The sequence below is a fragment of the Roseomonas populi genome (assembly GCF_024594815.1).
Lineage (GTDB): Bacteria > Pseudomonadota > Alphaproteobacteria > Acetobacterales > Acetobacteraceae > Roseomonas > Roseomonas populi.
This window is the reverse complement of the sequence record NZ_JANJOU010000007.1, coordinates 136,094-160,302: the sequence shown is the minus strand read 5'-3', so window position 1 is coordinate 160,302 and position 24,209 is coordinate 136,094. Positions and strand designations below refer to the sequence as shown.

General features: G+C 70.8%; 23 protein-coding genes. 4 read left to right on the top strand and 19 right to left on the bottom strand.

Annotated elements, in window-relative coordinates; genetic code table 11:
* Positions 1-199: 199 nt before the first annotated feature.
* The 6 genes from NRP21_RS09975 to NRP21_RS09950 all read right to left on the bottom strand — a co-directional run bounded on the left by NRP21_RS09975 (position 200) and on the right by NRP21_RS09950 (position 5,794).
* Complete coding sequence (locus NRP21_RS09975) at positions 200-1,285, bottom strand: alpha/beta fold hydrolase (RefSeq protein WP_257716045.1); 1,086 nt, start codon at positions 1,283-1,285, stop codon at positions 200-202.
* A 156-nt stretch (positions 1,286-1,441) separates the two neighbouring features.
* Positions 1,442-2,431, bottom strand: coding sequence for an ABC transporter substrate-binding protein (locus tag NRP21_RS09970; RefSeq protein ID WP_257716044.1), 990 nt, complete (start codon positions 2,429-2,431; stop codon positions 1,442-1,444).
* 9 nt (positions 2,432-2,440) lie between these two features.
* A complete protein-coding gene (locus tag NRP21_RS09965) occupies positions 2,441-2,623 on the bottom strand; it encodes a hypothetical protein (RefSeq protein WP_257716043.1) in 183 nt (60 codons plus the stop codon).
* A gap of 11 nt (positions 2,624-2,634) precedes the next feature.
* Positions 2,635-3,615, bottom strand: a complete 981-nt coding sequence (locus tag NRP21_RS09960) for a Bug family tripartite tricarboxylate transporter substrate binding protein (RefSeq protein ID WP_257716042.1) — start codon at positions 3,613-3,615, stop codon at positions 2,635-2,637.
* A gap of 20 nt (positions 3,616-3,635) precedes the next feature.
* Positions 3,636-4,829 (bottom strand): Gfo/Idh/MocA family oxidoreductase, encoded by a 1,194-nt coding sequence (locus tag NRP21_RS09955; RefSeq protein WP_257716041.1) that lies wholly within the window; start codon positions 4,827-4,829, stop codon positions 3,636-3,638.
* Between the two features lie 2 nt (positions 4,830-4,831).
* Positions 4,832-5,794: a PDR/VanB family oxidoreductase gene (locus tag NRP21_RS09950; protein ID WP_257716040.1), complete on the bottom strand. Its 963-nt coding sequence runs from the start codon at positions 5,792-5,794 to the stop codon at positions 4,832-4,834.
* A 250-nt stretch (positions 5,795-6,044) separates the two neighbouring features.
* On the opposite strand from NRP21_RS09950, the gene NRP21_RS09945 reads away from it, so the two are divergent.
* Together NRP21_RS09945 and NRP21_RS09940 are read left to right on the top strand one after the other, a co-directional pair.
* Positions 6,045-7,385: a Rieske 2Fe-2S domain-containing protein gene (locus NRP21_RS09945; protein ID WP_257716039.1), complete on the top strand. Its 1,341-nt coding sequence runs from the start codon at positions 6,045-6,047 to the stop codon at positions 7,383-7,385.
* 43 nt (positions 7,386-7,428) lie between these two features.
* A complete protein-coding gene (locus tag NRP21_RS09940) occupies positions 7,429-7,890 on the top strand; it encodes a MarR family winged helix-turn-helix transcriptional regulator (protein WP_257716038.1) in 462 nt (153 codons plus the stop codon).
* Positions 7,891-7,918: 28 nt separating this feature from the next.
* On the opposite strand, the gene NRP21_RS09935 is transcribed toward NRP21_RS09940, so the two are convergent.
* The 4 genes from NRP21_RS09935 to NRP21_RS09920 all read right to left on the bottom strand — a co-directional run bounded on the left by NRP21_RS09935 (position 7,919) and on the right by NRP21_RS09920 (position 13,119).
* Positions 7,919-8,908, bottom strand: coding sequence for a Bug family tripartite tricarboxylate transporter substrate binding protein (locus NRP21_RS09935; protein ID WP_257716037.1), 990 nt, complete (start codon positions 8,906-8,908; stop codon positions 7,919-7,921).
* A gap of 70 nt (positions 8,909-8,978) precedes the next feature.
* Entirely contained in the window at positions 8,979-10,040 is a 1,062-nt protein-coding gene (locus tag NRP21_RS09930; protein ID WP_257716036.1) for an Ldh family oxidoreductase, read from the bottom strand.
* Positions 10,037-11,581, bottom strand: coding sequence for a UxaA family hydrolase (locus NRP21_RS09925; protein WP_257716035.1), 1,545 nt, complete (start codon positions 11,579-11,581; stop codon positions 10,037-10,039). The genes NRP21_RS09930 and NRP21_RS09925 overlap by 4 nt, the downstream gene beginning before the upstream one ends.
* Positions 11,582-11,601: 20 nt before the next feature.
* Positions 11,602-13,119, bottom strand: a complete 1,518-nt coding sequence (locus tag NRP21_RS09920; RefSeq protein ID WP_257716034.1) for a UxaA family hydrolase — start codon at positions 13,117-13,119, stop codon at positions 11,602-11,604.
* Between the two features lie 140 nt (positions 13,120-13,259).
* On the opposite strand from NRP21_RS09920, the gene NRP21_RS09915 reads away from it, so the two are divergent.
* Positions 13,260-14,138, top strand: a complete 879-nt coding sequence (locus NRP21_RS09915) for a LysR family transcriptional regulator (RefSeq protein WP_257716033.1) — start codon at positions 13,260-13,262, stop codon at positions 14,136-14,138.
* Positions 14,139-14,235: 97 nt separating this feature from the next.
* Here the strand turns inward: NRP21_RS09915 and NRP21_RS09910 are convergent, their stop codons facing one another.
* The 9 genes from NRP21_RS09910 to NRP21_RS09870 form a co-directional block, all read right to left on the bottom strand.
* Positions 14,236-15,489: a DUF2254 domain-containing protein gene (locus NRP21_RS09910; RefSeq protein ID WP_257716032.1), complete on the bottom strand. Its 1,254-nt coding sequence runs from the start codon at positions 15,487-15,489 to the stop codon at positions 14,236-14,238.
* A gap of 82 nt (positions 15,490-15,571) precedes the next feature.
* The gene (locus tag NRP21_RS09905) at positions 15,572-16,675 is read right to left on the bottom strand and encodes an AI-2E family transporter (RefSeq protein ID WP_257716031.1); all 1,104 of its coding nucleotides are present in this window, start codon (positions 16,673-16,675) and stop codon (positions 15,572-15,574) included.
* Positions 16,676-16,759: 84 nt separating this feature from the next.
* A complete protein-coding gene (locus NRP21_RS09900) occupies positions 16,760-17,413 on the bottom strand; it encodes a response regulator transcription factor (protein ID WP_257716030.1) in 654 nt (217 codons plus the stop codon).
* A gap of 135 nt (positions 17,414-17,548) precedes the next feature.
* On the bottom strand, positions 17,549-19,135 hold the full coding sequence (locus NRP21_RS09895; RefSeq protein WP_257716029.1) for an MFS transporter: 1,587 nt from the start codon (positions 19,133-19,135) through the stop codon (positions 17,549-17,551).
* Positions 19,132-19,521 carry a DoxX family protein gene (locus NRP21_RS09890; RefSeq protein WP_257716028.1) on the bottom strand — a complete coding sequence of 130 codons (390 nt, stop codon included), beginning with the start codon at positions 19,519-19,521 and terminating at the stop codon, positions 19,132-19,134. The genes NRP21_RS09895 and NRP21_RS09890 overlap by 4 nt, the downstream gene beginning before the upstream one ends.
* Before the next feature lie 2 nt (positions 19,522-19,523).
* Positions 19,524-21,479, bottom strand: a complete 1,956-nt coding sequence (locus NRP21_RS09885) for an amidohydrolase (protein WP_257716027.1) — start codon at positions 21,477-21,479, stop codon at positions 19,524-19,526.
* Entirely contained in the window at positions 21,479-21,739 is a 261-nt protein-coding gene (locus tag NRP21_RS09880) for a XapX domain-containing protein (protein WP_257716026.1), read from the bottom strand. Before NRP21_RS09880 ends, NRP21_RS09885 begins: the two co-directional genes overlap by 1 nt.
* 53 nt (positions 21,740-21,792) lie before the next feature.
* Complete coding sequence (locus tag NRP21_RS09875; RefSeq protein WP_257716025.1) at positions 21,793-22,443, bottom strand: hydrolase; 651 nt, start codon at positions 22,441-22,443, stop codon at positions 21,793-21,795.
* A gap of 145 nt (positions 22,444-22,588) precedes the next feature.
* Positions 22,589-23,410, bottom strand: a complete 822-nt coding sequence (locus NRP21_RS09870) for an alpha/beta fold hydrolase (protein ID WP_257716024.1) — start codon at positions 23,408-23,410, stop codon at positions 22,589-22,591.
* Positions 23,411-23,832: 422 nt separating this feature from the next.
* Here NRP21_RS09870 and NRP21_RS09865 point away from each other — a divergent pair, with 422 nt between their 5' ends.
* Positions 23,833-24,207, top strand: a complete 375-nt coding sequence (locus tag NRP21_RS09865) for a response regulator transcription factor (RefSeq protein WP_257716023.1) — start codon at positions 23,833-23,835, stop codon at positions 24,205-24,207.
* The last annotated feature ends 2 nt before the right edge of the window (positions 24,208-24,209 follow it).

The window sequence follows — 24,209 nt, the reverse complement described above, 5'->3', positions numbered from 1 at the left end:
GAGGCATCTGCTGCAGCGCAACCCGGCCAGCCCGTCGGACGGCAGCGGGCCTGGTGCAGGGCCTGGGGTCCTTCGGCCGAGGACGGGGCATGAAAGGGCGAGGGCCGCCCGCCACCTCTTCAGGCCCCCCGCCCTACCCTCCTCCGGACCGCGCCCATCCCGCCGCCCGCGAGGAGCCGTCGCCGGGTGATGCTCCGGATCAGGCCCACAGCCCCTTCGCCACGAGCCAGTCCTGGACGAGGGCCGCGACCTGATCGCTGTTGCGGTCCATCATGATCATGTGGCTGTTCCCGCGGATGCCGCGCTCCGGCAGGTTCACCACATCCACGCTGCCGCCGGCGGCGCGGATCGCCTCGGCAAAGCGCACCCCGTTGGCGCGGATGGTCGGCCAGCGCGCGTCGCCGTCGATGTAGTCGCCGTAGAGGACGAGCATCGGTACGTCCTTCAGCGCGGCGGCCTTCGCCATGTCGCCGGTCGCCGCCGGTTCCACCAGCACGAGGGCGCGGACCTTGTCCGGCCTCTCCTGTGCCGCGCGCCAGCCGAAGAAGCCACCTTGGCTGTGCACCAGCACCACGCTCGGGCCCACGCGGTCCAGCAGGGCGCCGTAGGATTCCAGGGTCAGCTCGTCGGTCGTGGTGAAGCGCGGCACGTTCTGGCGCATGAAGTTGCGGTAGCTGTCCTTATCTGCCGGGAACTGGTTACCCGGCAGGGTGGTGCCCCGCGCGAGCGAGCCGGGGCCGTCACCGATGCGGAAGCGCTCCCAGGGGTTGTTCTCGGTTAGGAAGACAGGCTGGCCGCCAGTCGCCTCCGGGATCATCGTCCAGCCCGAGCGTCCGCGTTCCGTCGCGTCGGACACGTAGACGGGCCAGCCGCGGCGCAGGAAGAAGTGCTGCCAGCCCTCGCGCCCGTCGGGCGTCGTCTCCCAGGTGACGCCCGTCAGGCCGCCGCCGTGCCACATCAGCAGTGGGAAGCGGCCGCGCTGTGGCGAGGGGATCATGTAGCCGGCGTACATGCCGCCGATCACGTAGGTGCCGTTGGGATCGACGCGCGCGGGCTGGCCGCCGGGGGAGAAAAGGACTTCCCGCGCCGGCTGGCCAGAGATGACGAAGTCGCGCCCGCCGACGTGGAAGGAGCCGAAATCGGAGAGAGTGATGGGCGCCTTCCCCGGGGCCGGGCCGGCCATGGGCGCGCCGGCCGGCGCCGCGGTGCCCTGGGCCGGAGCAGCGTCCGGCAGCGCCGCCACCGCCGCGGTCAGCGCGGCGCCGCGCAGGAAGGTCCTTCTCATCCCTGTTTCCTCCGTTCTCATCCGTTCCGCAGCGCCTCGCCCTGCTTCCGGCCGGGTCGTTGCGCGATCCGCACGCCGTCCGCCGCTTGCAGGGCGGCGATGCGGGGGCTTCCCGGATCTTGGCCCGTCTCCCGTGCCCGGGCCAAGCGGCCTGTTCTACAGGCGGAAGGCTTCGAGGGAGGCGGGGTGGAACAGCTCTTCCGGCCGCAGACGGCGGGAGGAGAGGCCCTGGGCGTGGTGCGCCTCCAGGAAGACGTCCAGCCCGTGGCGGTTCGGCTCCAGCCCGTAGGACCAGAAATCGTCGCCCATCAGCGAGCGGGCGTGCTGCAGGCGCTCTTCCACGAAGGGCAGCGTGACCTTCGTGGCGGCAGTGTTGGTCAGCTTGGCGAGGGCGACGGACTTCGCCTCCTCGAACGCCTTCACCAGGGCGCCGGGGAGGTAGCGGTGGCTTTCCGCGATGTCCTTGCGGATCCCGAGGACGTGCATGATGGGGAAGATCCGGTGCTTCCCGTACCACTCGGAGGCGGCGGCGACGGGGTCGGACCAGAGGCGGCCGACATTCGGTGCGCCACGCTCGAAGCAGGAGGGGGCACGGGGCCCGATCACCGCGTCGATGGTGCCATCGGCGAGCGCGGAGGAGATGGTGGCGCCAGGGGGAAGGCTTTCCAGGCGAACATCGGCGGGGAGCTGAAGGGCGATCTTCTCCTCGCGGCCGGGGTGCTCGTAGCCGCCGCGGACCCAGGTGATGTCGGCGGGGCGGACGCCGTACTCCTCGAGGATGACGCGCACCCAGACATTCGCGGTGAGCTGGTATTCGGGCAAGCCGACCCGGCAGCCCCTCAGGTCCTCCGGCTTCGTGATGCCACGATCCGTGCGGATGTAGACGGAGGTGTGCCGGAACGCGCGGGAGGGAAAGACGGGAACGGCGATGTAGGGGCTTTCGCCCTTCGCGGTCTTCACCGTGTACGAGGACAGGGAGAGCTCGCAGATGTCGAAATCGGCGTACTTGAAGGCGCGGAAGAAGATCTCCTCCGGGTCGAGGATGGACATGACGGGATCCACCCCGTCGATGCGCACGGTGCCGTCGGCGATCGGGCGGATTCGATCGTAGTCACCGATGGCGAGGGAGAGGCGGAGGGGGTTCAAGACGTTCTCCTAGCGTGCGCTGCTGGCGGCGGCGGCGAGGATGGCCACCAGGTCGGTTTCCGCGGCGGTTGCGGAGGCGTAGCGCGGCTGCGTGGTGACGAAGGGCGCGGGTGCGTCGTGCGGGTTGTAGATTTCCAGGAAGTACAGGCCGGTGCGCTCGTCGCGCACGGGTTCGATGCGGATCAGGGCCATGGTGGCCTCCCTCACTCCGGGGTGATGCCGGCGGCCTTGATGATGGCCGCGCCGCGCGCCTGCTCGGCGGCCAGGAGCTTCGTGAAATCCGCCGTGCTCTCCTCGATGGGCGCGCAGCCGATGGCGGCGAGGCGGGCGATGATCTCCGCGTCCTTCAGGGCACCGAGGGCGGCGGCGTGCACGGCCGTGACACGCTCCTCCGGCAGGCCGCGCGGGCCCCAGATGCCGCACCAGCCCTCGAACAGCATGTCGGGCTGGCCGACCTCCGGCATGGCGGGGGTGTCGGGCATGGAGGAGAGGCGCTTCGGAGCGGTGACCGCGTAGGCGCGAAGCTGGCCGCCCTGGATCATCGGCAGTACGGCGCCGACAGGGGCGAACATCAGGGGCACGGCGCCGGAGATGACGTCGTTCACCGCGGGCCCGGTGCCGCGATAGATGACGGTGGTGGCCTCGATGCCGAGCTTCTGGCCGAGCGCCGCGGCACCGAGGTGGCCGACGGAGCCGAGGGAGGAGCAGGCGAAGGTGTAGCGCGCGGGCGCGCGCTTCACGTCCTCGATCAGGGCGCGCGGGTCCGTCGGCCGGTCGGAGCGGGCGCCGCCGACGAGGACGTAGGGGATGCTGACGGTGCGGATGACGGGGGTGAAGTCCGCCAGCGCGTCGAAGGGCACGCCGCGCTGCACCAGCTTCAGGATGGGATGGACCTCGTTGGAGTAGAGCAGCGTGAGGCCGTCCGGGGTGGAGCGGGAGACCTCCTGCGCGCCGATGGCGCCGCTGGCGCCGGAGCGGTTCTCGATGACGCAGGTGCTGCCGAGTCCTTCGCCCAGCCTGGCGGAGAGGAGGCGGGCGGTGACGTCGTTGGTGCCGCCGGGCGCGTAGGGCACGACGAGGCGGACGGGGCCGCGGCCAGGCTGGGCACGCGCCAGGGTGGGAACCGCGGCGCCGAGGAGGGCGAGGCGGAGCGCGTCCCGGCGCTTCCAGGGCTGCTTGGTCATCGCTTCTCTCCCGTGGCGCGTCATGCGGCGCCTTGATGGTGCAGTTGAACTTCCCGGCCGTTGCGAGCGGATTCGAGCAAGGCGAGGCAGATCTCGGCGGTGGCGGTTCCCCAACTGCCGGAGTGCAGCGGGGGCACGCCGTGGCGCAGGGCAGCTTCCAGCTCGTCGATCACTTCGGCGCGGGGCACATCGGGCGGTGGCAGGGGCTCGAAGCGGCGCTCGTCATCGGCATAGATCGCCACGCCGCGCGGGGTGGGGCGAAGGTCGGCGCGCTCGCACGAGGCGAGAACGAGGCCGAAGTGGTTGTAGGCAGGCGGAGGCGGGGCGGCGCGTGCCTCCGTGGCGCCCGGGCCTCGGCCGTAGGCGCGGCGCTCCTTCAGCGCGGCCTCCTCCTCGCGCGTGGTGACGTGCCGGAGCGCGGCGCGGGCGGTGCCGTAGACTGCAGGTTCGCGCGGGGTGCCCATCTCGCCGGTCCAGTCCTGGAACTCGTCCGTGTCGAAGTGAGCGTGGCCGTTATAGGTGAGCGTGGCGGAGAGGCCGTCGCCGAAGTCGATCAGGGCGTTGTAGGCGCCCTCTGTGCCGCGGGCGCGGTCCCAGACGGAGGCGGTGGCGCGGATGCTGCGGGCGGGCCGGCCGGCGAGGAGGCGGACCACCTCGATCTGGTGCGGCGCCTGGGAGAAGATGGCGCCGCCGCCCTGCGAGGTATCCAGTTCCTCGGGGCGGCGGGGGCGGTAGAGATAGTCGGTGAAGTTCACGGCGGTGATCATGCGGACCGCGCCGTGCTCGCCGCCCTGGATCATCGCGCGGGCACGGAGATAGGGGGCGTCGAAGGAGTGGCTGTGGCCGACGATAAGGTGGATGCCGGCTTCCCGCGCGGCATCGACCATGGCCTGGCAGTCCGCGAGAGCGAGGGCCATGGGCTTCTCGACGAGGACGTGCTTCCCAGCGGCGGCGGCGGCCCGGACGTTGGCGACGTGGAACTGGTGAGGGGTGGCGATGTAGATCGCCTCGATCGACGGGTCGGCGCAGAGGGCTTCCACCGTCTCGTGCGCGCGGGCGTCGGGGAAATCCAAGGTGAAGCGGGTGCGGGCCTCCGCGCGCGGGTCGGCGCAGGCGAGGACGGCCAGGCGCGGGTCGCGTGCCAGCGTCGGCAGCATCAGCATGAAGGCGCGGCCGAGGCCGGCAACACCAAGCCGGATGGGGTCGCCCGCCACCGCTAGAGGTCCAGCACCAGCGTGCCCTTGGCGCGGGAGACGCAGATCATCACGGCGTCGCGGCGCTCGGCATCCGTGAGGACCATGTCGCGATGGTCCACCTCGCCGGAGAGATAGCGGGTCCGGCACGTGCCGCAGGTGCCGCTCTCGCAGGAGGAGGGCTGCGGGCGGCCGTGGGCGCGCAGGACCTCGAGGATCGTGCTGCCTACCGGGACTTCGAGTGGGGCGCCGCTTGGACCGACCTGCACGGTGAAGGGCTGGTCGTCCTCGCGCGGGCGGACAAGATCGGAGCCGAAATCCTCGAAGTGGACGGCGTTCTCCGGCCAGTGGCCGGTCATGTCGCGCACGGCGTCCATCAGGGGGCGCGGGCCGCAGCAGTAGATCTGCGCCTTGCTGGGCTCCTCGAAGACGGGCCAGAGGTCGTAGGCATCGTCCGGCACCCCCTCGTCATGGTGGATCGTGACGTGGTCGCCCAGCGCCGCGATCTGGTCCCGGAAGGCCGTGCCAGCGGCGCTGCGGGTAAGGTAGAAGAGGCGGAAGGGCTTCCCCGCGGCCTGCACGGCGTGGATCATCGCCAGGATCGGCGTGATGCCGATGCCGCCGGCAACGAAGATGTATTCCGGCGCGCGCGTGTCCAGTTCGAACAAGTTGCGCGGGGTGGAGACCTGCAGCGTGTCGCCCTGCTGGGTGGCGTCGATGAGGCCGACGCTGCCGCCGCGCCCCTTCTCCTCCCGCTTCACGGCGATGACGTAGCGGTCGCGCTCGTGCGGATCGTTGCATAGGGAGTAGTTCCGCATCGCGCCCGAGGGGACGCGCACGGCAAGGTGGGAGCCGGGGGTGAAAGGCGGGAGCGGGGCGCCGTTGGGGTCGCGCAGCTCGAAGAGCTGGATGCCGTCCGCCGCGGGTTCGGCACGGGCGACGCGCAGCGTCATCAGCTCCGCATCGGGGGCGGGCGTGTCCAGCATCGTTCTTGGCCTGTCCTCCCGGTGGTCCCACTCGGGGTTTCACCGTCGGGAATATGGTTAGGCTTCTAAGTTTACGTTGGCAAGGCCCGGGATGATGAAGGCCCTGCAATCCTAGATGTTGCGAGAACTCGCAACCAAGCGCTGCCTTGTAGGATTTCACTTGACGGCACGCTTGCCCGAGATAAGGTTAGAAGCCTAAGCAGTTTTCATCCGGACCAATGCTTGCCCGGGTGCCGGGAGGAATCGCCCCATGCTCACCGCCCAGGAAAACGAGACGCTTTGCCGCGTGGAGGGCGAGGCGCCGATGGGCCGCCTGATGCGCCGCCACTGGATCCCTGCCCTGCTCTCCGAGCAAGTGGCGGAGCCGGACGGGAAGCCCGTGCGCGTCACCATCCTCGGCGAGAAGCTCGTCGCCTATCGCGACACGGAAGGGCGCGTGGGCGTGCTGGGAGAGATGTGCCCGCACCGCAAGGCGTCGCTCGCCTTCGGGCGCAACGAGAATTGCGGGCTGCGCTGCCTCTATCACGGCTGGAAAATGGACGTGGAGGGCAATGTCGTCGACATGCCCTCCGAGCCGAAGGAGAGCGGCTTCGCGGAGCGGGTGAAGCACAAGGCCTATCCGGCACGGGAGGCCGGCGGCTTCGTGTGGATCTACATGGGCGAGCCGGCGCTGATGCCCGCCTTCGAGCCGCCGCCCTGGGCGCCGACGCCGGAGGCGCATGCCGCAATCGTGCGGATCGAGCTGCCCTGCAACTGGGCGCAGATCATGGAGGGGCAGATCGACAGCGCCCACTCCTCCTCCCTGCACTCCTCCGACATGCGGCCGGCGCGCGGCGAGGCCGCGGCGAAGGACACCCACTGGGTGCGGCCCTCCACGGACAAGAACCCGCGCATCCAGGTGCAGGTGACGAACTACGGCATGCGCTACGCCGCGATCCGCCGCCCGATCATGAACGCGGCAACGCAGGACTACGTTCGGATCACCACGCTCGTCGCGCCCTTCATCGCGCTGATCCCGCCCAACGCCACCTACAACGTGGCGAGCGTGATCACCCCGAGGGACGACACGAGCAGCTACTTCCATTTCATCGCCTGGCATCCGGAGCGCGAGGCGATCACCACCGAGGCCTGGCGCAAGTTCTGCGTGGCCGAGGTGGGCGTGGACGTGGACGCGGAGTTCCGGCCGATGAAGCGGCACGCCTGGAACGACTACCTGCAGGACCGGGAGTGGATGAAGTCGGGCGACAGCTTCACCGGCATACCCGGCATCCCCAACCAGGACATTGCCATGTGGGAGAGCATGGGGCCGATCGCCGACCGCACGAGTGAGCGGCTGGGGGCGAGCGACATCGCCGTGATCCAGTTCCGCCGGATCATGCTGGACGCCGTGGCGCGGCACGAGGCGGGGGCTGAGCCGATCGGGCTGGCTGAGCCGCATCTGCCGATGGCGAAGCTGCGCTCCTACCAGGGCGTGGTGCCGAAGACGGAGAACTGGCGGATCCTCGGGGCATCCGAGGAGGAAGCGGCCGCCCTCGGTGGGATCGAGGAGGAGGAGGACGAGCGCGCCATGTCGCAGGCGGCGGTGGCCTGAGGCACGGATTCCGGCCTCGGCCGATCCCGTCTAGGCTCACGCCATGACGACGCAAGCCGAGGCCCGTGCCGACCCACTTCCCTTCGACCGGAGCATCGGTTTCCTCGTCCGGGACCTGAACCGGGCCATCCAGCGGCATCTGCAGGCGCGGCTCCAGGCCTTCGGCGTGGCGCCGGGCGCTTGGTACTTCCTGCGCGTGCTCTGGGAGGAGGACGGCATCACGCAGAGCGACCTGGCGAGGCGCGTGGGCATGATGGAGCCCACCGCCGTGATCGCCCTGCGCGGGATCGAGGCCCAGGGCTGGCTTCGTCGCGAGCGCTCCGGCACCGACCGCCGCAAGGTCCACATCTTCCTGACCGATGAGGGCCGCGCACTCCGGCAGACTCTACTCCCCGAAGCCCACGCGGTGAACGAGATCGCCACGCAGGACATGTCGGAGGCGGAGGTGGCCATGTTCCGGGCGCTCCTGAACCGCGCGCGGGCGAGCTTCCCGGCATCGGAGTGAGATCACCGCCGGTTGCCGGGCCGGATCGTCACTCGATCTGTACCTTCGCCTTGCGGACCACTTCCCCCCATTTCGTGACCTCTTGCCTGATGTAGGCTTCGAAAGCATCGGGCGAGTTGCCGACTGGCTCGGCCCCCTGCTCCACAAGCTTGGCCTGGAACGCTGGCTGGCGCACCGCGTCCTGCAGCGCGGCGGAAATGGCCTCGATCGCCGGGCGCGGCGTGCGCCCGGGGGCCACCGTACCGAACCAGGCGACGGCCTGCACGTCGGGGAAGCCCGCCTCGGCCGTGGTCGGCACATCGGGCAGGGATGCATTGCGGCTCGTGTCCGTCACCGCCAGGGCGCGGACGCGTCCGTCCTTGATCTGCGGCAGGGCGGAGGGAAGATTGTCCACGAGGATTTCGACGCGCCCGGCCGCCGCTTCCATCAGCATCTGCGAGGCGCCCCGGAAGGGCACGTGGGTCATGTCCAGCCCGTTGCCGCTCTTCAGCATCTCGCCCGTCAGGTGCAGGCTGCTGCCGACGCCGGAAGAGCCGAAATTGAAGGTTCCGGGAGCCTTGCGCGCCAGCTCGACGAGCTCCGCCAGGGTTCGCGCGGGAATGCGGTTCGCCACCATGATCACGTTCGGCACAGTGCAGATGTTCGACACCGCGGCAATGTCGGACGGGCGATAGCCCAGGCTGCGGTAGATGGCGTAGTTGATGGCGCCGGTGCCCACGGTGGCCAGCCCTATCGTATGGCCGTCCGGGTCGGCCTTGGCCAGCACATCCGTTCCGATGGTGCCGCCTGCCCCGGCCCGGTTCTCGACGATGACGGGCTGCCCGAGGCGGGCGGAGATGGCCTCCGCCATCATGCGGGAGAGGATGTCGGCCGTTCCGGCCGGCGCGAAGGGCACGATGTAGCGCATGGGGCGCGTCGGCCGCCATTCCTGCGCTTGCGCGAGGGCCGGCGCCGCGAGCGCCGCCCCTGCCAGGCCGAGCGTGGCGCCGAGCGCCTCCCGCCGAGAGAGTGTCGTCATTGTTCCGCTTCCTCCGTCGCGCCGGCATTTTCGCCTTGGCGCCAATGCTGTTCGCCGCGGGGCGGCGGGGCTAGGGCATGGCGACCCCAAGCTTCCCGGCCCAGGGCCGCAGCGCGTCGAGGATGCCCTCGCGCAGCGCCACGCCATTCCCTTCCGCATCCCGGTAGCGGCGCAGCCCGGCCTCGCCGGGCAGGCGCACGGGGCCGAGGCCAGGGCGCGGCGGGCTGGCGCGGCAGCCATCGGCGATCGCGCCGGTCTGCCGCGTGAAGGCGTCCAGGCCCGCGAAGGCGGCAGGATCGATCACCTGCAGGAAGACGGCGTTCACCATGCCCTTCGGCCCGTCCGCCCTGCCCTGCCCGGACAGCCCCTGGCTCAGCGCCTCCGCGGTCAGCGCCCAGCCATAGCCCTTCTGCCCGTGGTCCTGCCCGCCCGCGGGCAGCACCGTTCCGCCGCGCTGGAGCACGGCCGGATCGTCGCTGGCTTCGCCCTCGGCGCTCATCAGCCACGGCCTTTCGTAGCGCCGCCCCTCGCGGGAGAGCCGCATCGCCATGTTGTTCGTGGTGATGGAGGCGCTGACGTCGATCATCACCGGGTCGCTGCCGGTGGGAAAGCCGATGGAGAAGGGCGCGGGCGAGAGGGCGGCGCGCAGCCCGCCGAAAGGTGCGACCGTCGCGATCCCGGGCGCCGAGGAGTGAATGGACAGCACCAGGCCGCGCTCCGCCGCACGGCGCAGATAGGCGGCGAGGCAGCCGATGTGGTGGCCATTGCCGATGGCGACGCTCACGGTGCCGTACTGCTCCACGCGCTCGAAGGCGATCTCCATCGCGCGCGTCATCAGCCACGGGCCGGGCAGGCGCCGGCCGTTCCAGGCCAGGCATGCCCCGCGGTCGGACAGCACCTCCGGATCGCCGGAGGTCGTCATGCCACCGGCCTCGATGTCGCCGAGGTAGCGCACGGCAAGCTCCAGCCCGTGCGTGTCATGGCCGAGCATGTCAGCCTCGACCAGGATGTCCGCGACCGCTTCAGCTTTGGGCCCATCAAGGCCGGCCCCGGCGAAGAGCTCGGCGGCGAAGTGGCGCAACGCACCGGCATCGTAGCGGGCGGCGGCCGCCCGGCTTTCCACCGCGCTCACGCCGTGATCCCGATCGGCCAGGGCACGAACTCATTGGTGCCGACGCCCGCCAGCTCGCTCTTCGTCCTCTCGCCGGAGGCGTGCCGCAGCAACTGCTCGAAGATGCGCCGTCCGACCTGCTCCAGCGTTTCCTCCCCGTCGATGATCGTGCCGCAGTTCACGTCCATGTCCGCCTCCATCCGCTCGTACATCGGCGTGTTCGAGGCCAGCTTCATGGTCGGCGCCGGCAGCGAGCCGAAGCAGGAGCCGCGGCCGGTCGTGAAGATCACCATGTTCGCGCCGCCGGCGATCTGGCCGGTGGCAGCAACGGGATCATAGCCCGGCGTGTCCATGAAAACGAAGCCACGCGCCGTCACCGGCTCGGCGTACTCGTACACCGCCATCAGCCCGGTGCTGCCGCCCTTCTTCGAGCCGCCGAGCGACTTCTCCAGGATGTTGGCAAGGCCGCCCGCGTTGTTGCCGGGCGCGACCTTGCCGTTGATCTGGCTGTCCCGGCCCTCGCTGTGGCGCAGCCACCAGTCCATCCGCTCCACCAGCTTCTGCCCGACCTCCGGCGTCACCGCCCGCGCCGTCAACGTGTGCTCCACGCCGAAAATCTCGGTGGTCTCGGAAAGGATGGCGGTGCCGCCATTGCGGATCAGGATGTCCATCGCCATCCCGAGGGCGGGGTTCGCCGAGAGGCCGGAGAAGCCGTCCGAGCCGCCGCACTGCATGCCGATCGTCAGGTGCTCCGCCGAGACGGCCTCCCGCGTCACAGCATTCGCCACTGGCAGCATCTCGCGCACGAGCGCGATGCCGGCCTCCACCGTGCGGCGCAGCCCGCCCTCCTCGCCGATCACCAGCGTTCGCAGCGCCGGCCCGCGCTCCAGCCCCTGCCCTGCCAGGAAGCCATCGAGGTCATTCGCCTCCGCGGCCGAGGCGATGACGAGGGCGGCGGCGGTGTTCGGGTTCCGCAGCGTGCCGCCGATCGTACGCCGTAGTAGCGCCATGGGCTCGCCGCCGCGCTCCATCCCGTCCCCGCCCTCATGCGCGAACGGGGCCACGCCGTCCACCAACGGGAAAGCCGCGAGGCGGTCGGGCGTGAAATGGGCGGCGATCCGGCGCGCGGCCGTGGCGCCCGCGGAGCCGAGGGCGAAGACGCCGACATAGTTGCGCGTGCCCACCCGGCCATCTTCGCGGCGGATGCCCTGGAAGGTGGCGCGCCGGGCCTCCGGAACGAGTTCCGTGGGGCGGTAGTCGCGGGAGTAGGCGTAGTCCTTCTCGACATCATCGAAGAGGATGTTGTGGCTGTGCATCCAGGTGCCCGGCGCCAGGTCCTCCGACGCGTAGCCGATCACCGTGTCGTACTTCCGCACAGCCTCGCCCTTCGCGATGAAGCGCGTGGCGATCTTGTGGCCCGCGGGTACGTCCTGCAGCGTGACGACGCCCTCTGCCGGCACGGCCGTGCCGGCCGCCACGGCAAGGCGCGCGACCACCACGTTGTCCCGGGGATCCAGGCGGATGAACGGGTTGTAGTTGGGGCGGATGATGTCGCCATCCATGATGAATCCCTCCCTCTCGTTCAGGAGCAGACGCCGATGGGCCAAGGCGCGAAGCCGCTCTCGCCCATGCCCTCGATCTCGCCCTTGGTCTTCTCGCCGGATGCGTGGCGCAGGATGGCCTGAAAGATCCGCTCCCCGGCGGCTTCCACCGTCTCCGTGCCGTCCAGAACCGGGCCGGCATCGAGGTCGATCGCCTCCGACATGCGCCGGTAGGTCTCGCTGTTGGAAGCGATCTTCACTGTCGGCGCGGGCAGCGAGCCGAAATCGGTGCCCAGGCCCGTCGTCATCGCGATCAGCGTCGCGCCGGCCGCCGCCTGCCCGGTGACGGAGACGGGGTCGTGGTCCGGGCTGTCCATGAAGACGAGGCCAGGCCCCCTCACCCGCTCGGCGTAGCGGTGCACTGCGGCGATCGGCGTGCTGCCCGCCTTGCCCAGCCCATCGAGCGCCCTCTCCAGCCCGCTCGCAAAGCCGCCGCGTTCACCGCCCCGGTCGAGGTTGCCATCCAGCCGGGACTCGCGCCCGCTGCCGTACTCCTGCCACCAGCCCAGCCGTTCCCGCAGGGCCGCAGCGACCTCGGGGCTTGCCACGCGTCCAGCGAAGGCATCGCCGGAGAGAAGGATGTCCGGCGTCTCCGACAGGATGGCCGTCCCGCCCTGGGCTACGAGCATGTCCACCGCCACGCCGAGCGCGGGGTTGGCGGAAAGGCCGCAGAGCCCATCGGCGGCGCCCGTCTGCAAGCCCAGCACCAGCCGCGATGCCAGGACCGTCGTCCGGCGCGCCGCGTTCGCCGCCGGCAGCATGGCCTGCACGCCCGCCTTCGCCGCTTCCACCGCCGCCCTGGTGCCGCCCACCTCCTGCAAGGTCACCGTCCGCAAGCGGTCGCCAACCTCCAGCCCTTCCTTCTCCAGGAAGACCTTCAGGTTGTTGCGCTCGCAGCCCAGGGCGACGATGACGGCGCCCGCCATGTTGGGGTTGCGGATCACCCCCGAGAGAGTGCGGCGGAGCAGGTCCATCGGCTCCCCCGTCATCTCCATGCCGCACCCCATGGCATGGATCAGGGGAACCACCCCGTCCACGTTGGGGAAATCCGCCAGGCGCTCCTCGTCGAACCAGTCGGCGGCCTGCCGCGCCGCCGTCGCGCCGCAGTTGCTGGCGATGACCACGCCGATGAAGTTGCGGGTGCCCACGCGCCCGTCCTGCCGCAGGAAGCCCTGGAAGGTCGCAGCCGCCGTCGCGCGGGCCGGGCCTGCCACGGGAAGCGGCGCGGCCGTCGCCGGCGCCAGAAGGCCGCCGTGCACGCGCGCCCCGGCCGGGATGTCCACCGCCGCTACGCCGATGGGAATGCCCGCCTTCAGCACCGCCTCGCCGCGCCCGATGTCGCGCAGGGCGAGCTTGTGCCCGGGCGGCACATCCTCGCGCGCGGTAACGCCGGCATCCAGAACGGCACCGGCCCGCAACGGGCGCAGGGCAGTGGCGGTGTTGTCCCGCAGGTCAGCGCGGATGGTGGTCGGCCGCGACAGCGGGGCGGCAAGGCCCATGGACATCCTATCCTCCCGGCCGGCGCCCGATCGGGATCCGGCTCTCGTTTCCCGGGCATTCTATTTTCGGCTTGATGCTTGTCCAACACCGATACAGCATCGCGGTGATACCGAACTCATATCACCAAACCGGACGTTTCATGGATCTCGGCCATCTCCGCTCCTTCGTTTGCGTGGCCGAGGAGTTGCATTTCGGCCGCGCCGCGCGGCGGCTCGGCATGACGCAGCCGCCGCTGAGCCGGCAGATCCAGCTGCTAGAAGCGAGGCTGGGGACCGTGCTGCTGGACAGGTCGCGCCACGGCGTCGCGCTCACGGCTGCAGGCCAGGCCTTCCTGGCGGAGGCGCGCGCCGTGCTGGCGGCCAGCGAGCGCGCGATCCAGGCCGCGCAGCGCGCGAGGGAGCACCGCACCGGCGGCGTACTGAAGCTGGGCTTCTTCAGCGCGAGCACCTACGCCTTCCTCCCCAGGCTCATCGCCCGTGCGCGCGCGGAGCTGCCCGGCACGGAGATCGTGCTGCTGGAGATGAGCGGAGCGGCCCAGCTGGAGGCCCTCAGGGTAGGGCGCCTGGACATCGGCCTGGCCCGCCCCTCCCAGGACATGCTGACCCTCTCCTCCCGATGCGTGTCGAAGGAGGAGCTGGTCCTGGCGTTGCCGCTGGACCACCCGCTCGGCGCGCGCCGCCGCCTCGTGCTCCGCGACCTCCAGGACCAGGACTTCATCGGGTACTCGGAGGAGGGCCCCTACATGCGCGCCCTCGTCGCGCAGGCCCTGAGCGTGGCGGGCGTGACGCCGCGCATCGTGCAATCCGTCGCGCAGGCGCAGACGATCCTCTCCCTGGTGAGCGTCGGGATGGGGGTGGCGCTGGTTCCATCGGATGCGCGCAGGATGGCCTTCCCGAACGTAACGACCCGGCCGATCACCGTCCCTCCCGGGCTGACGGTGGAACTCTACGGCGTCTGGAGGGCGGATAACGGGAATCCGGCCCTGCAGGCGCTTCAGGGCCTGCTGCAGCGCCTCTAGCCGGGCGCGCCGTCCGGGGTTGGATCGGGCGGGATGCCGCGCCTCGCGGGATCCGGGCCGCGGCGGAGCAAGCCGGTTCCGCCGCGCGGACCACCCCTCACCGCAGGGTCAGGGCCTCCACCAGCGCCCGCTCGGACGGCACCGCGAGGGCCAGGGCCGCGTGCTCGGCCACATGGGCGGAGGCACGACGGGCCGGGCCGCCGAACTGCTCCGGCGACAGGGAGACCAGGGCGGCGAGGGCCTTCTGCAGCCGCACGGGCACTTGCACGATCCCGGCGCCCTCGCGCGCCAGCGGATGGAAGAAGTCCTCGATCAGGTCGCCGGAGGACAGCGCGGGCACGCGGATCCGCGGGTACTCGGGCTCGGGCGCCACCTGGCCCGGCTCGGGCACCCAGTTCGACAGCACGCGCAGCCCGGCACCGATCACCGCGATAGCGGTGCCGTAATCCGCCGCCGTCGGAGGGAGCGACCTGGACCCGATCTCGGCGAGGACCGAGAGGCCGAAGCGAGGATCCTGCTCCCAGGACCGGTCGTGCTCCACCAGGAAGGCGTCCCGCACCCTGTCCAAGCAGGCGGCGTCCATGTCCAGTCCGACCCAGGCCAGCGGCGTGGCTGGGTGGACGAAGGCTCCGGGCAGGACCGCCACGTCCAGCACCGTGTCACCCTCGCCCAGCACCCGTGCGAGGGCGGACACGTCCACGTGCTGGACGTAGCCGATCCGGTCCGGGAAGACCGGCCTGGGCTGGCGGCCGGCCGGGGCGGGCGGCGCGCCCCCGAGATGCGGCCGGTCGCGCCGGGCGCGCAGCGCACTGGCCGCCGCCTTCTCGACCAGCCGGATCGTCTCGCCGACCCGGCCGAAGCGGGTGAGCTGCTGCATCCACCTCAGCAGGGTGACGACGATGAGGCCGATGACCACCACCGTCGCGCCGAGCAGGACCAGGCGCCCGCCAGGGCCGTAGATCCGGGTGGACAGGGCGATGATGCCCACGATCGAGAACATGAAGGCGCCCAGGAATGTGGCGAGCGCGTTGTGCGCCCGCCGGTCCTCGCTCCAGAGCGTGGTGGCGCGGGGCGTTACGCCCGAGGAGGCTGAGCCCAGCGCGTTGACGAGCACGGTGAGCGAGAAGGTCGTCACCGTCAGCATCGAGGAGGCGAGGATCCCCAGCACGTTGCCGACCGCGTCCGCGCCAACGCGAAGGGCGAAGTCCTCGGGCACCAGGAACTGAAAGCGCCAGGCGAGCAGCGCCGCAAGCACGCCGCCGGTGCAGTAGAGCGCCGCCCGCACCCAGGCCTGGCGCATGGTGCGCGAGAGGATCAGCCGCCAGCGCGGCAGCAGTTCGGTCCGGCTCAATTCGGCTCCTACGCTGGGGTTTCCGTGCAGTCCGGCGGGACGGATTCCTCCTCCAACGCCCGAGAGGCCGGACGGGTGCGGTTCAGCCTCCCGCCGCATCCCGCCAGAGCAGCACCAGCACCGCCATGACGGCGGGCCCGACGAAGAGGCCGAGCAGCCCGAACGCCTCGACCCCGCCGAGGATGCCGAGCAGCACCCAGAGGAAGGGCAGCCGCGTGGCACCCCCGATCAGGGCGGGCCGGACCGCGTGATCCGCCACGAAGAGCACGACCGTGCCGAAGGCGAGGACCCCGACGGCCGCGCCGGGGCTGCCCTCCGCCACCAGCAGCAGCGCCGCCGCTCCGAAGACGAGCGGCGCCGCGAAGGGCACCATGGCCGCCACGGCGGTCAGCGCGCCGAACATCAGGGGATGCGGCACTCTCGCCACGGCGTAGGCGATGCCGAGCAGCACCCCCTCCCCCAACCCGACCAGCACCAGGCCGCTGACGGTGCCGCGCACGGACGCGATCGCCTGCCGCCCTACCCGCTCCATCCCCGGGCCGAAGAGGCGTTCCGCCACGCGGAGAACCTGCGCCGCCAGTGCCTCCCCGTCCCGGAAGAGGAAGAACAGGGCGAGCAGGGTGAAGCCGAACAGCACGGCCCGGTGCGCCACCGCTCCGCCGAAGCTGCGGCCCAGCCCAATCAGCTCCCCCTCGCTGAGCCGGTGCAGGAAGCCTGCGCCCAGTTGCGGTGCGGCCAGGGTCTGCGCCCACCAAGCCGAGGCCTGCGGGCCGAGCAGAGGCAGGCCAGCTACCCAGCCCGGTACCGGCGCGCCCTGGAGGTGAGCTTCCTGCGCCCAGTGCAGCGCTTGTCGGGCTTCCTCACCCAGTTCCAGCGCCGCGGCCCCGAGCGGCAAGAGGAAGACGAGCGCCATTCCCACGGTGGCCAGCAGAGGCAGGACGAGCCGGGAAGCGGCCGGACGGGCGGCCCGGGCGCGACAGTAGAGCGGCCAGGTCGCGACGGCGAGGATGACGGCCCATCCCAACGCCGGCAGGAAGCCCCGGATCATCCAGGCGCCGAGCACGAACAGAAGGAGCCCGGCGAACAGCCCCGCCAAGCGCTGCGCTCGGCCGGGCAGCAACGGATCGGGAGGGTCCATGCGGCCACGATGCCGCGCCGGCTCCGCCAGGACCATGGGGATCGTCACGCCACGCACAGGCGCCGCCCTGCCGGCATGGCGGGGTTCCAGGAGGCAAATGCCCGCACCGCCTGCGCGGGCAGCCGGCGCGCGCTAGCCCTGCTGCGAGTCCCGCCCGACGAGTTCCGCCGTTCGCACGAGGTCGGCGAGCGTCCGCACGTCCATCTTCCGCATGACATTCGCGCGGTGGAGCTTCACGGTGATCTCGCTCAGCCCCAGCTCGCCCGCGATCTGCTTGTTCATAAGGCCGGAGACGACGAGCGCCATCACCTGCGCCTCGCGCGGGGTGAGCGTGGCGTAGCGCGACCGCACCGCGACGGAGGTCTCCTGGGCGCGCCGCCGCGCGCGGTCCTTCTCCAAGGCGGCGTCAACCGCGTCCAGCATGTCCTGGTCTCGGAAGGGCTTGACGAGGAAGTCAGCAGCCCCGGCCTTCATCGCGCGGACGCTCATCGGGACGTCGCCGTAGCCGGTGACGAAGATGATCGGTGGGTGCTCCCCGCGCTCGGCCAGGCGCGCCTGGAACTCCAGCCCGCTCATGCGGGGAATGCGGACGTCCATGATGATGCAGCCCACGTCGTCAGGCAGCGGACCATCGAGGATCTCGTGCGCGACCTCATAGAGGCGCGTGCTGTGACCGACCGAGCGGAGCAGGCCGTCGATGGCGTGGCGGACCCTGGCATCGTCGTCCACCACAAGCACGAGGGGCCGGGGCTCCTGTTGATCGTCCAGGTCCCTCTCCTGCCCCATTGAACCTCCTGGCGGAAGCGCCTCGGGCCTTGATAGCGGCGCCCCTTCCCCACGGCAATGTGAATGCCGCGTGGCGCGCCGGGCCCGCCGGAGGACCGGCGAGGGGCAGGGTTGCTCCTGGCCAGCCGCCTCCTCTCAGCCCCGGCCGGGGCTGACGGTCAGGAAGTGCCGCACCACCGGCGCCTCCGGCCCCGTGTGGAAGCGGCGCACCGCCTCCTGCACGTCCGCGTCGGCGCGGGACACGCGGTGGTGCTGGCGCAGGTGCTCGGCCCAGGATTCGACCATGAACCACTCCACCAGCCCTTCCGGGTCGGCCGCGTCTTCGGTGATGCCCCAGCCATAGGCGCCGTCGCGCCGACGCTCGACGGAGAGGCCCTGGATGGCGTGCATGAAGGCCGCGCGATCGGCCTTCCTGACCCGGTACTCGATGAGGATCAGCACGGGGCCACGGTCATGCGGGACCGGATCGGCCGTCAGCGGCTCCGGCCAGTGCTTGGAGGGAACAAGGTCCGCCTCTCCCGCTGGCAGCTTCACCCGGTGCAGCATGAAGCCGACGAGCACAAGGCCGGCGGCCCCGGCCAGCAACGCGGCCGGCACCCCGACCGCCTCCGCCACCAGGCCCCAGCCGAGGCTGCCCAGCGCCATCGCCCCGTTAAACACGGTGAGATAGACGGCCAGCGCCCGGCCGCGCACCCAGTTCGGCAGGATGGCCTGCGCCGCGCCGTTCAGCGTGGTGAGCGCGATGATCCAGGCGGTGCCGAGCAACAGTAGGACTAGCAGCGCCAGCCAGCGCGGCGGTGCCAGGGCGAGGACAGCCATGACGGCAGCCGCCGTGATGCTGGCGGCCAGCATCAGCCCGTCTGCATCCAGCACCGCGCGCAGGCGCGGCAGCAGCAGCGCCCCGCCGATCGCACCCAGCCCCACGGCGCCGAGCAGGATCCCGTAGAAGCCCGCATCGCCGCCCAGCAGGTTGCGCGCGACCAGCGGCAGCAGCGCCCATACCGCGCTGGCGAAGGCGAAGAAGATCGCGGCCCGGAGCAGCACCACGTGCAGCTCCCGACTGGCGCGCGCGTAGCGCAGCCCGGCACGGAAGGCGCCGCCGAAATTCTCGGCGAGGGCATCCTCGGACCGCGCGGGCCGCTTCCACCAGAGCAGGGCGAGAATCACCAGCGCGTAGCTCGCCACGTCGGCACCGTAGGTGACGGCGGCGCCCGCCGCCGAGAGCAGCAGCCCCCCCGCGGCCGGCCCGATGGAGCGGGCGATGTTGATGCCGAGGGAGTTGAGCGCAACCGCGCCCTTCAGCTCCTTCCCCGGCACCAGTTCCGGTACGATCGCCTGCCAGGTGGGCGCCATCAGGGCCGCGCCGATGCCGCCGACGAAGGTGAGCGCGACAAGCGCCGTGACCGTCATCAGCCCGAGCCAGGAGAGCACCATCAGCCCCGCGCTGACCGCCGCCAGCAGCAGCTGCACGGCGATGAGGAAGCGGCGGCGGTCCAGGATGTCGGAGAGCACGCCGGCCGGGATCGCCAGCAGGAAGATCGGCAGGGTTCCCGCCGCTTGGATGAGGGAGACGGCGGCGGGACCGGCGCCAAGATCCGTCACCAGCCAGGAGCTGGCGACATCGCGCATGAAACTGCCGGTGTTGCCTAGGACGGTGGCCGCCCAGATCACCGCGAAGGTGGTCTGGCGCAGCGGCGCGAAGGGGCCGGGCGCGGCGCTCATGCCACCCTCCGGTCATGCAGCGCGACCAGGAGGAAGGCGCCGGCGAGGCCAAGGTGCTCGTAGAAGGAGTTCGCCATCATGAAGCGTTCCATCCCGCCCGGCAGTTCCCAGTAGCGGTTCGCGATGAGGGTGGCGGCGAGGGTGAAAGCCATAAGCCCCAGCGCGCCCAACCTGCGGAACCATCCCGACAGGATCATCGCGCTGGCGCCAAGCTCCAGGGCGATGGTGAGGGCGGCCACCACGGGCGGCAGCGGCAGCCCGAAATGGGCCGCCTCCGCCACCGCCCCCGGATAGTCGACCAGCTTGTTCAATCCGCCCTGAAGATAGGCCGCGCAGAGGCCGAGCAGGCCGATGAGGGTCAGCGCACGCCTCGCGGTGGGGCTCATGCTCAGAAGGCCCAGCATGAGCACCCGAGGGCACCCCAGAAGCCCTTGTCGGCGCCGGCGGGGGTGGGAGCCGCCCAGGCGCGGGCATGATCGTGCCCGTGCACGCCGCAGGCGGCATCGCAGCAGCCGCCCACGGCGCGGGCGAAGGCACCCGCCGCGCCGGGCTTCTCCGCCCGGCGGTCCTGGTAGCCGCCGAAGCGCCGCACGGGGGACCAGTCCGGCATGGCGGGCGGCAGCGGCGGCGCGAGGGAGGCGTAGTCCCCTGCCCCGTGCACCACCTTGCCACCGACGACGGTCAGGATCGAGGTGATGTCCTGCACCTCGTCGCCGGGCACCTTGAAGTAGTCGCGGTCGAGTACGGCGAGGTCGGCGAGCTGGCCCTCCGCGATCAGCCCCTTCTTGCCCTCCTCGTTGGAGAACCAGGTGACCTTCTCGGTCATCATCCGCAGCGCCGTCTCGCGGTCCAGCGTGTTGCGCTCCGGCGTGATGCGGAGGCCGCCCACGGTCTTGCCGGTGGTGAGCCAGTAGAGCGCGACCCAGGGATTGTAGGAGGCGACGCGGGTAGCATCCGTGCCGGCCGAGACCTTCACGCCCATCTCCAGCATCTTCGCGACCGGCGGCGTCGCCTCCGCCGCGCGGTTTCCGTAGCGCTCCACGAAGTACTCGCCCTGGTAGGCCATGCGGTGCTGTACGGCCACGCCGCCGCCGAGGCGGGCGATACGCTCCAGGTTGCGCTCCGTCACCGTCTCCGCATGATCGAAGATCCAGTGCAGGTCACCGATCGGCATCTCGGAGTTCACCTTCTCGAACACGTCGAGGGCGCGGCCGATGGTCTGGTCGTAGGTGGCATGCAGCCGCCAGGGCCAGCGGTTCTGGACGAGGATGCGGACCACGGCCTCCAGCTCAGGCTCCATCTCCGGCGGCATCTCCGGGCGCTCCACCCGGAAGTCCTCGAAGTCGGCGGCGGAGAAGACCAGCATCTCGCCGGCACCGTTCAGGCGGAAGTAGTCGTCGCCCTGCTGGTACTTCGCGCTGCCTGTCCAGCGGAGGAAATCCTCCTTCTCCTGCTTCGGCTTCTGGGTGAAGAGGTTGTAGGCGATGCGCACCGTCAGCTCGCCATCATCGGCCAGCTTCTGGATCACCTTGTAGTCGTCCGGGTAGTTCTGGTACCCGCCGCCCGCGTCGATCGCGCCCGTGACGCCGAGGCGGTTCAGGTCGCGCAGGAAGTGCCGGGTGGAGTTGAGCTGGTAGTCGAAGGGCAGCGTAGGACCCTTGGCCAGCGTGGCGTAGAGGATCGTGGCGTTCGGCTTGGCCAGCAGCAGGCCGGTCGGCGTGCCGTCCGGCGCGCGCTGGATCTCGCCGCCCGGCGGGTTCGGCGTGTCCTTCGTATAGCCCGCCGCCCGCAGCGCGGCGCCGTTCAGCAGCGCGCGGTCGTAGAGGTGGAGGATGAAGACCGGCGTGTCGGGCGCGACGGCGTTGATCTCGTCCAGCGTCGGGAGGCGCTTCTCCTGGAACTGGTGCTCGGTGAAGCCGCCGACGATCCGGACCCATTGCGGCGGGGGCGTAATCGCCACCTGGTTCCGCAGCATCTCCATCGCGGTGGCGAGGCTGCGTACGCCGTCCCAGCGCAGCTCCATGTTGAAGTTCAGCCCGCCGCGGATCACGTGCAGGTGGTTGTCGATCAGCCCGGGGATGAGGCGGCGGCCCTTGAGGTCGATCACCCGCGTCTCCGGCCCGGCCGTGGGCAGGATGGCGGAGGCGTCGCCGACGGCGGAGAAGCGGCCGCCGGTCACCGCCACCGCCTGCGGCGCCGGGTTGCCCCGGTCCAGCGTGGTGATCTCGCCATTGTGCAGGATCATGTCGGGCGCGGATGCGGCCATGGCGGGGCTCCGGTCGAGGATGGAGAGGCCGAGGGCGGTAAACCCACCGGCGATGCTGCGGCGTGAGAGGTTCGGCATCACACATGGTCCCTTGCTGTGGCGCCATGGCCGGGCAGCCGGCCGAAGAGGTGCTGCGCGGAGCCGGGATGCCATATCGCCGAAATGGGCGAGTGACCGTCCAGCATCCGCTTGATCACGGGCACGACCTGCTCGCCCAGCAGGATGCCGAGCAGTCCCATAAGCGCGATCACCGGCGGCGCCGGCGACCGGACCCCGATCAGGCCGTACACCACGCCGACGAGAAGGCCGGCGCAGAGGGAGAGCAGGTAGGGCTTCATCGCGTCCTCCGATGGGCGCGCCGGGCGCCGTGGCCCGGCGCGCGTTTGCGGGCTCAGCCCTCGTGGGCGTTGAACATCGTCTTGGCGTAGTTGATGCCGATGCCGTAGGCGCCGCCGTACTTCTTTGCGATGCCGGTGGTCATCTCGTAGGTCCCGCTGCGGGCCCAGTCGCGCTGCAGCTCCAGCAGGTACTGCAGCGCGGTCATCGGCCGCGCGCCGGCCTGGATCATGCGCTCCACCGCGCGCTCATGCGCCTCGGTCGAGACGTCGCCGCAGGCGTCGGCGATGAAGTACACCTCGAAGCCCTGGTCCAGCGCGGACAGCGCCGGGCCGACGATGCAGACGCCCGTCCAGAGCCCGGCGAGGACGATGCGCGGCTTCCCGATGCGGTTCACCTCCTCGATCACCGCCGCGTCCTCCCAGGTGTTCATGGAGGTGCGGTCCAGCAGCTTCTGGCCAGGGAAGGGCGCCGTCACCTCCTCGAACATCGGGCCGGAGAAGGACTTCTCCGCAACCGTGGTGAGGATGGTGGAGACGCCGAAACCGGCGGCGGCGGCAGAGACGAGGGCGGCGTTGTTGCGCAGCGCCACGGGGTCGATTGACTTCGTCGCGAAGGCCATCTGCGACTGGAAGTCGATCATGATGAGCGTGTGGTCGGAGGCGTTGAGCAGCAGCTTGCCAGGGGTCGGGGTCGCGGTCGGCATGATGGCCATTCCTGTTGTGGCTGGTGTGGCGGGATGATTACGGCGAGCGCGACGCAAGGCCATGGCGGGAACTACAAGGCCGAGATTGCACCAACGCAATCGAGCATTGAGAGGGGGGGTACCCGCTGAGGGGCACCCGTCCCGATCAGGACCTGGCGAAGGCGAGCAGGTCGGCGTTCAGCTCGTCGCGCGCCGTGTCGGGCAGCGCGTGGGCGACGCCCGGATAGACCTTCAGCGTCGCCCGCGGAGCGAGCTTCGCGGAACGCATGCCGGTGGCCGCGATCGGCACCACCTGGTCGTCATCGCCGTGCAGCACCAGCACGGGGATGTTCAGCTTCTCCAGGTCCTCCGTCAGGTCCGTCTCGGAGAAGGCCTTGATGCAGTCGTACTGATTCTTCAGCCCGCCGGTCATGCCCTGCAGCCAGAAGCTGTCGCGCATGCCTTGCGTCACCTGCGCGCCGGGGCGGTTCGCGCCGAAGAAGACGGTGGTGAAGTCCTGGAACAGCTGGGAGCGGTCCTTCAGCATGCTCGCGCGCAGCCCGTCCAGCACCTCCAACGGCACGCCGTCCGGGCTGGCCTCGTTCTTCACCAACAAGGGCGCGACCGCGCTGACCAGCACCAGCTTCGCGATGCGCGTGGTGCCGTGCCGCCCGGCCACGTGCAGCACCTCGCCGCCGCCGGTGGAATGGCCGACCATCATCGCGCCGCGCAGGTCCAGGTGCTCCATCAGCGCGTAGAGGTCGTCCGCGTAGGTGTCCATGTCGTTGCCCGCGAAGGGCTGCGAGGAGCGCCCATGGCCCCGGCGGTCATGCGCGATGCAGCGGAAGCCGTTGGAGGAGAGGTGCATCATCTGCGCTTCCCACGCGTCGCTGCTCAGCGGCCAGCCGTGGCTGAACACGACGGGCGCGCCGCTGCCCCAGTCCTTGTAGTAGATCGAGGTGCCGTCCCGCGTGGTGAAGGTGGCCATGCTGCGATGTTCCGGATGCCGTTGGGGTTGATGATCCGGCGCGCGCTGCGCGCCGGCGGGGGTGGCCGGAAGGGCCGCGGTGCCGATGCCCCCAGGACAAGGTCGCGGCGGGATGCCGCTCCGGCGGGTGGGCGCTCGGTCATGCCGGTTCTCCTGCCGCGTCCAGGCACTGCGCCGCGCGGGGCTCTCGCTCGGACAGGATCGAGGTTAGGCGCCGGGCCGGCCGGCCTCTTGTCGGGCGCCGACGAATTTGGACGATCCCGACATCACGGCCGTCTCTTCCTGCGGCGACGGCCGTTGGCCCCAACGGGGTGCCCCGCCCTGGGGCTCTGACCTTTCGTATAGTGTCGCCGTGAGGCGCGGCGCGGTATAGCTGTGGTGGGCCGCCGAGCCCGTTGAGGGTCCAAGGGAGGTCGGTTCGCTTGCGAGATCACCTGATCGCTATCGTGGACGATGACGACAGCGTCAGGGTGGCACTGACGAGCCTCGCGCGCTCCGCCGGGCTCAGGGCCAGGGCCTACGCCTCCGCGAACGCATTCCTGGCGGAGGACCTCTCGCCCTTTGACTGCGTCGTTTCCGACATCCAGATGCCCGAGTTGTCCGGCTTCGACCTGCTTCGCGCCGTGCGGTCGCGCCGCGCCGAGCTGCCGGTGATCCTGATCACCGCCTTTCCCGACGAGCGCGTCCGGCAACGCGCGATGGGCGGAGGAGCGCGCTTCTTCCTCGAGAAGCCCTGCGACCCCAACGTCCTCATCACGCGCCTGACGGATGCGATGGAGGAGGAGAGCGGTCCTTGAGC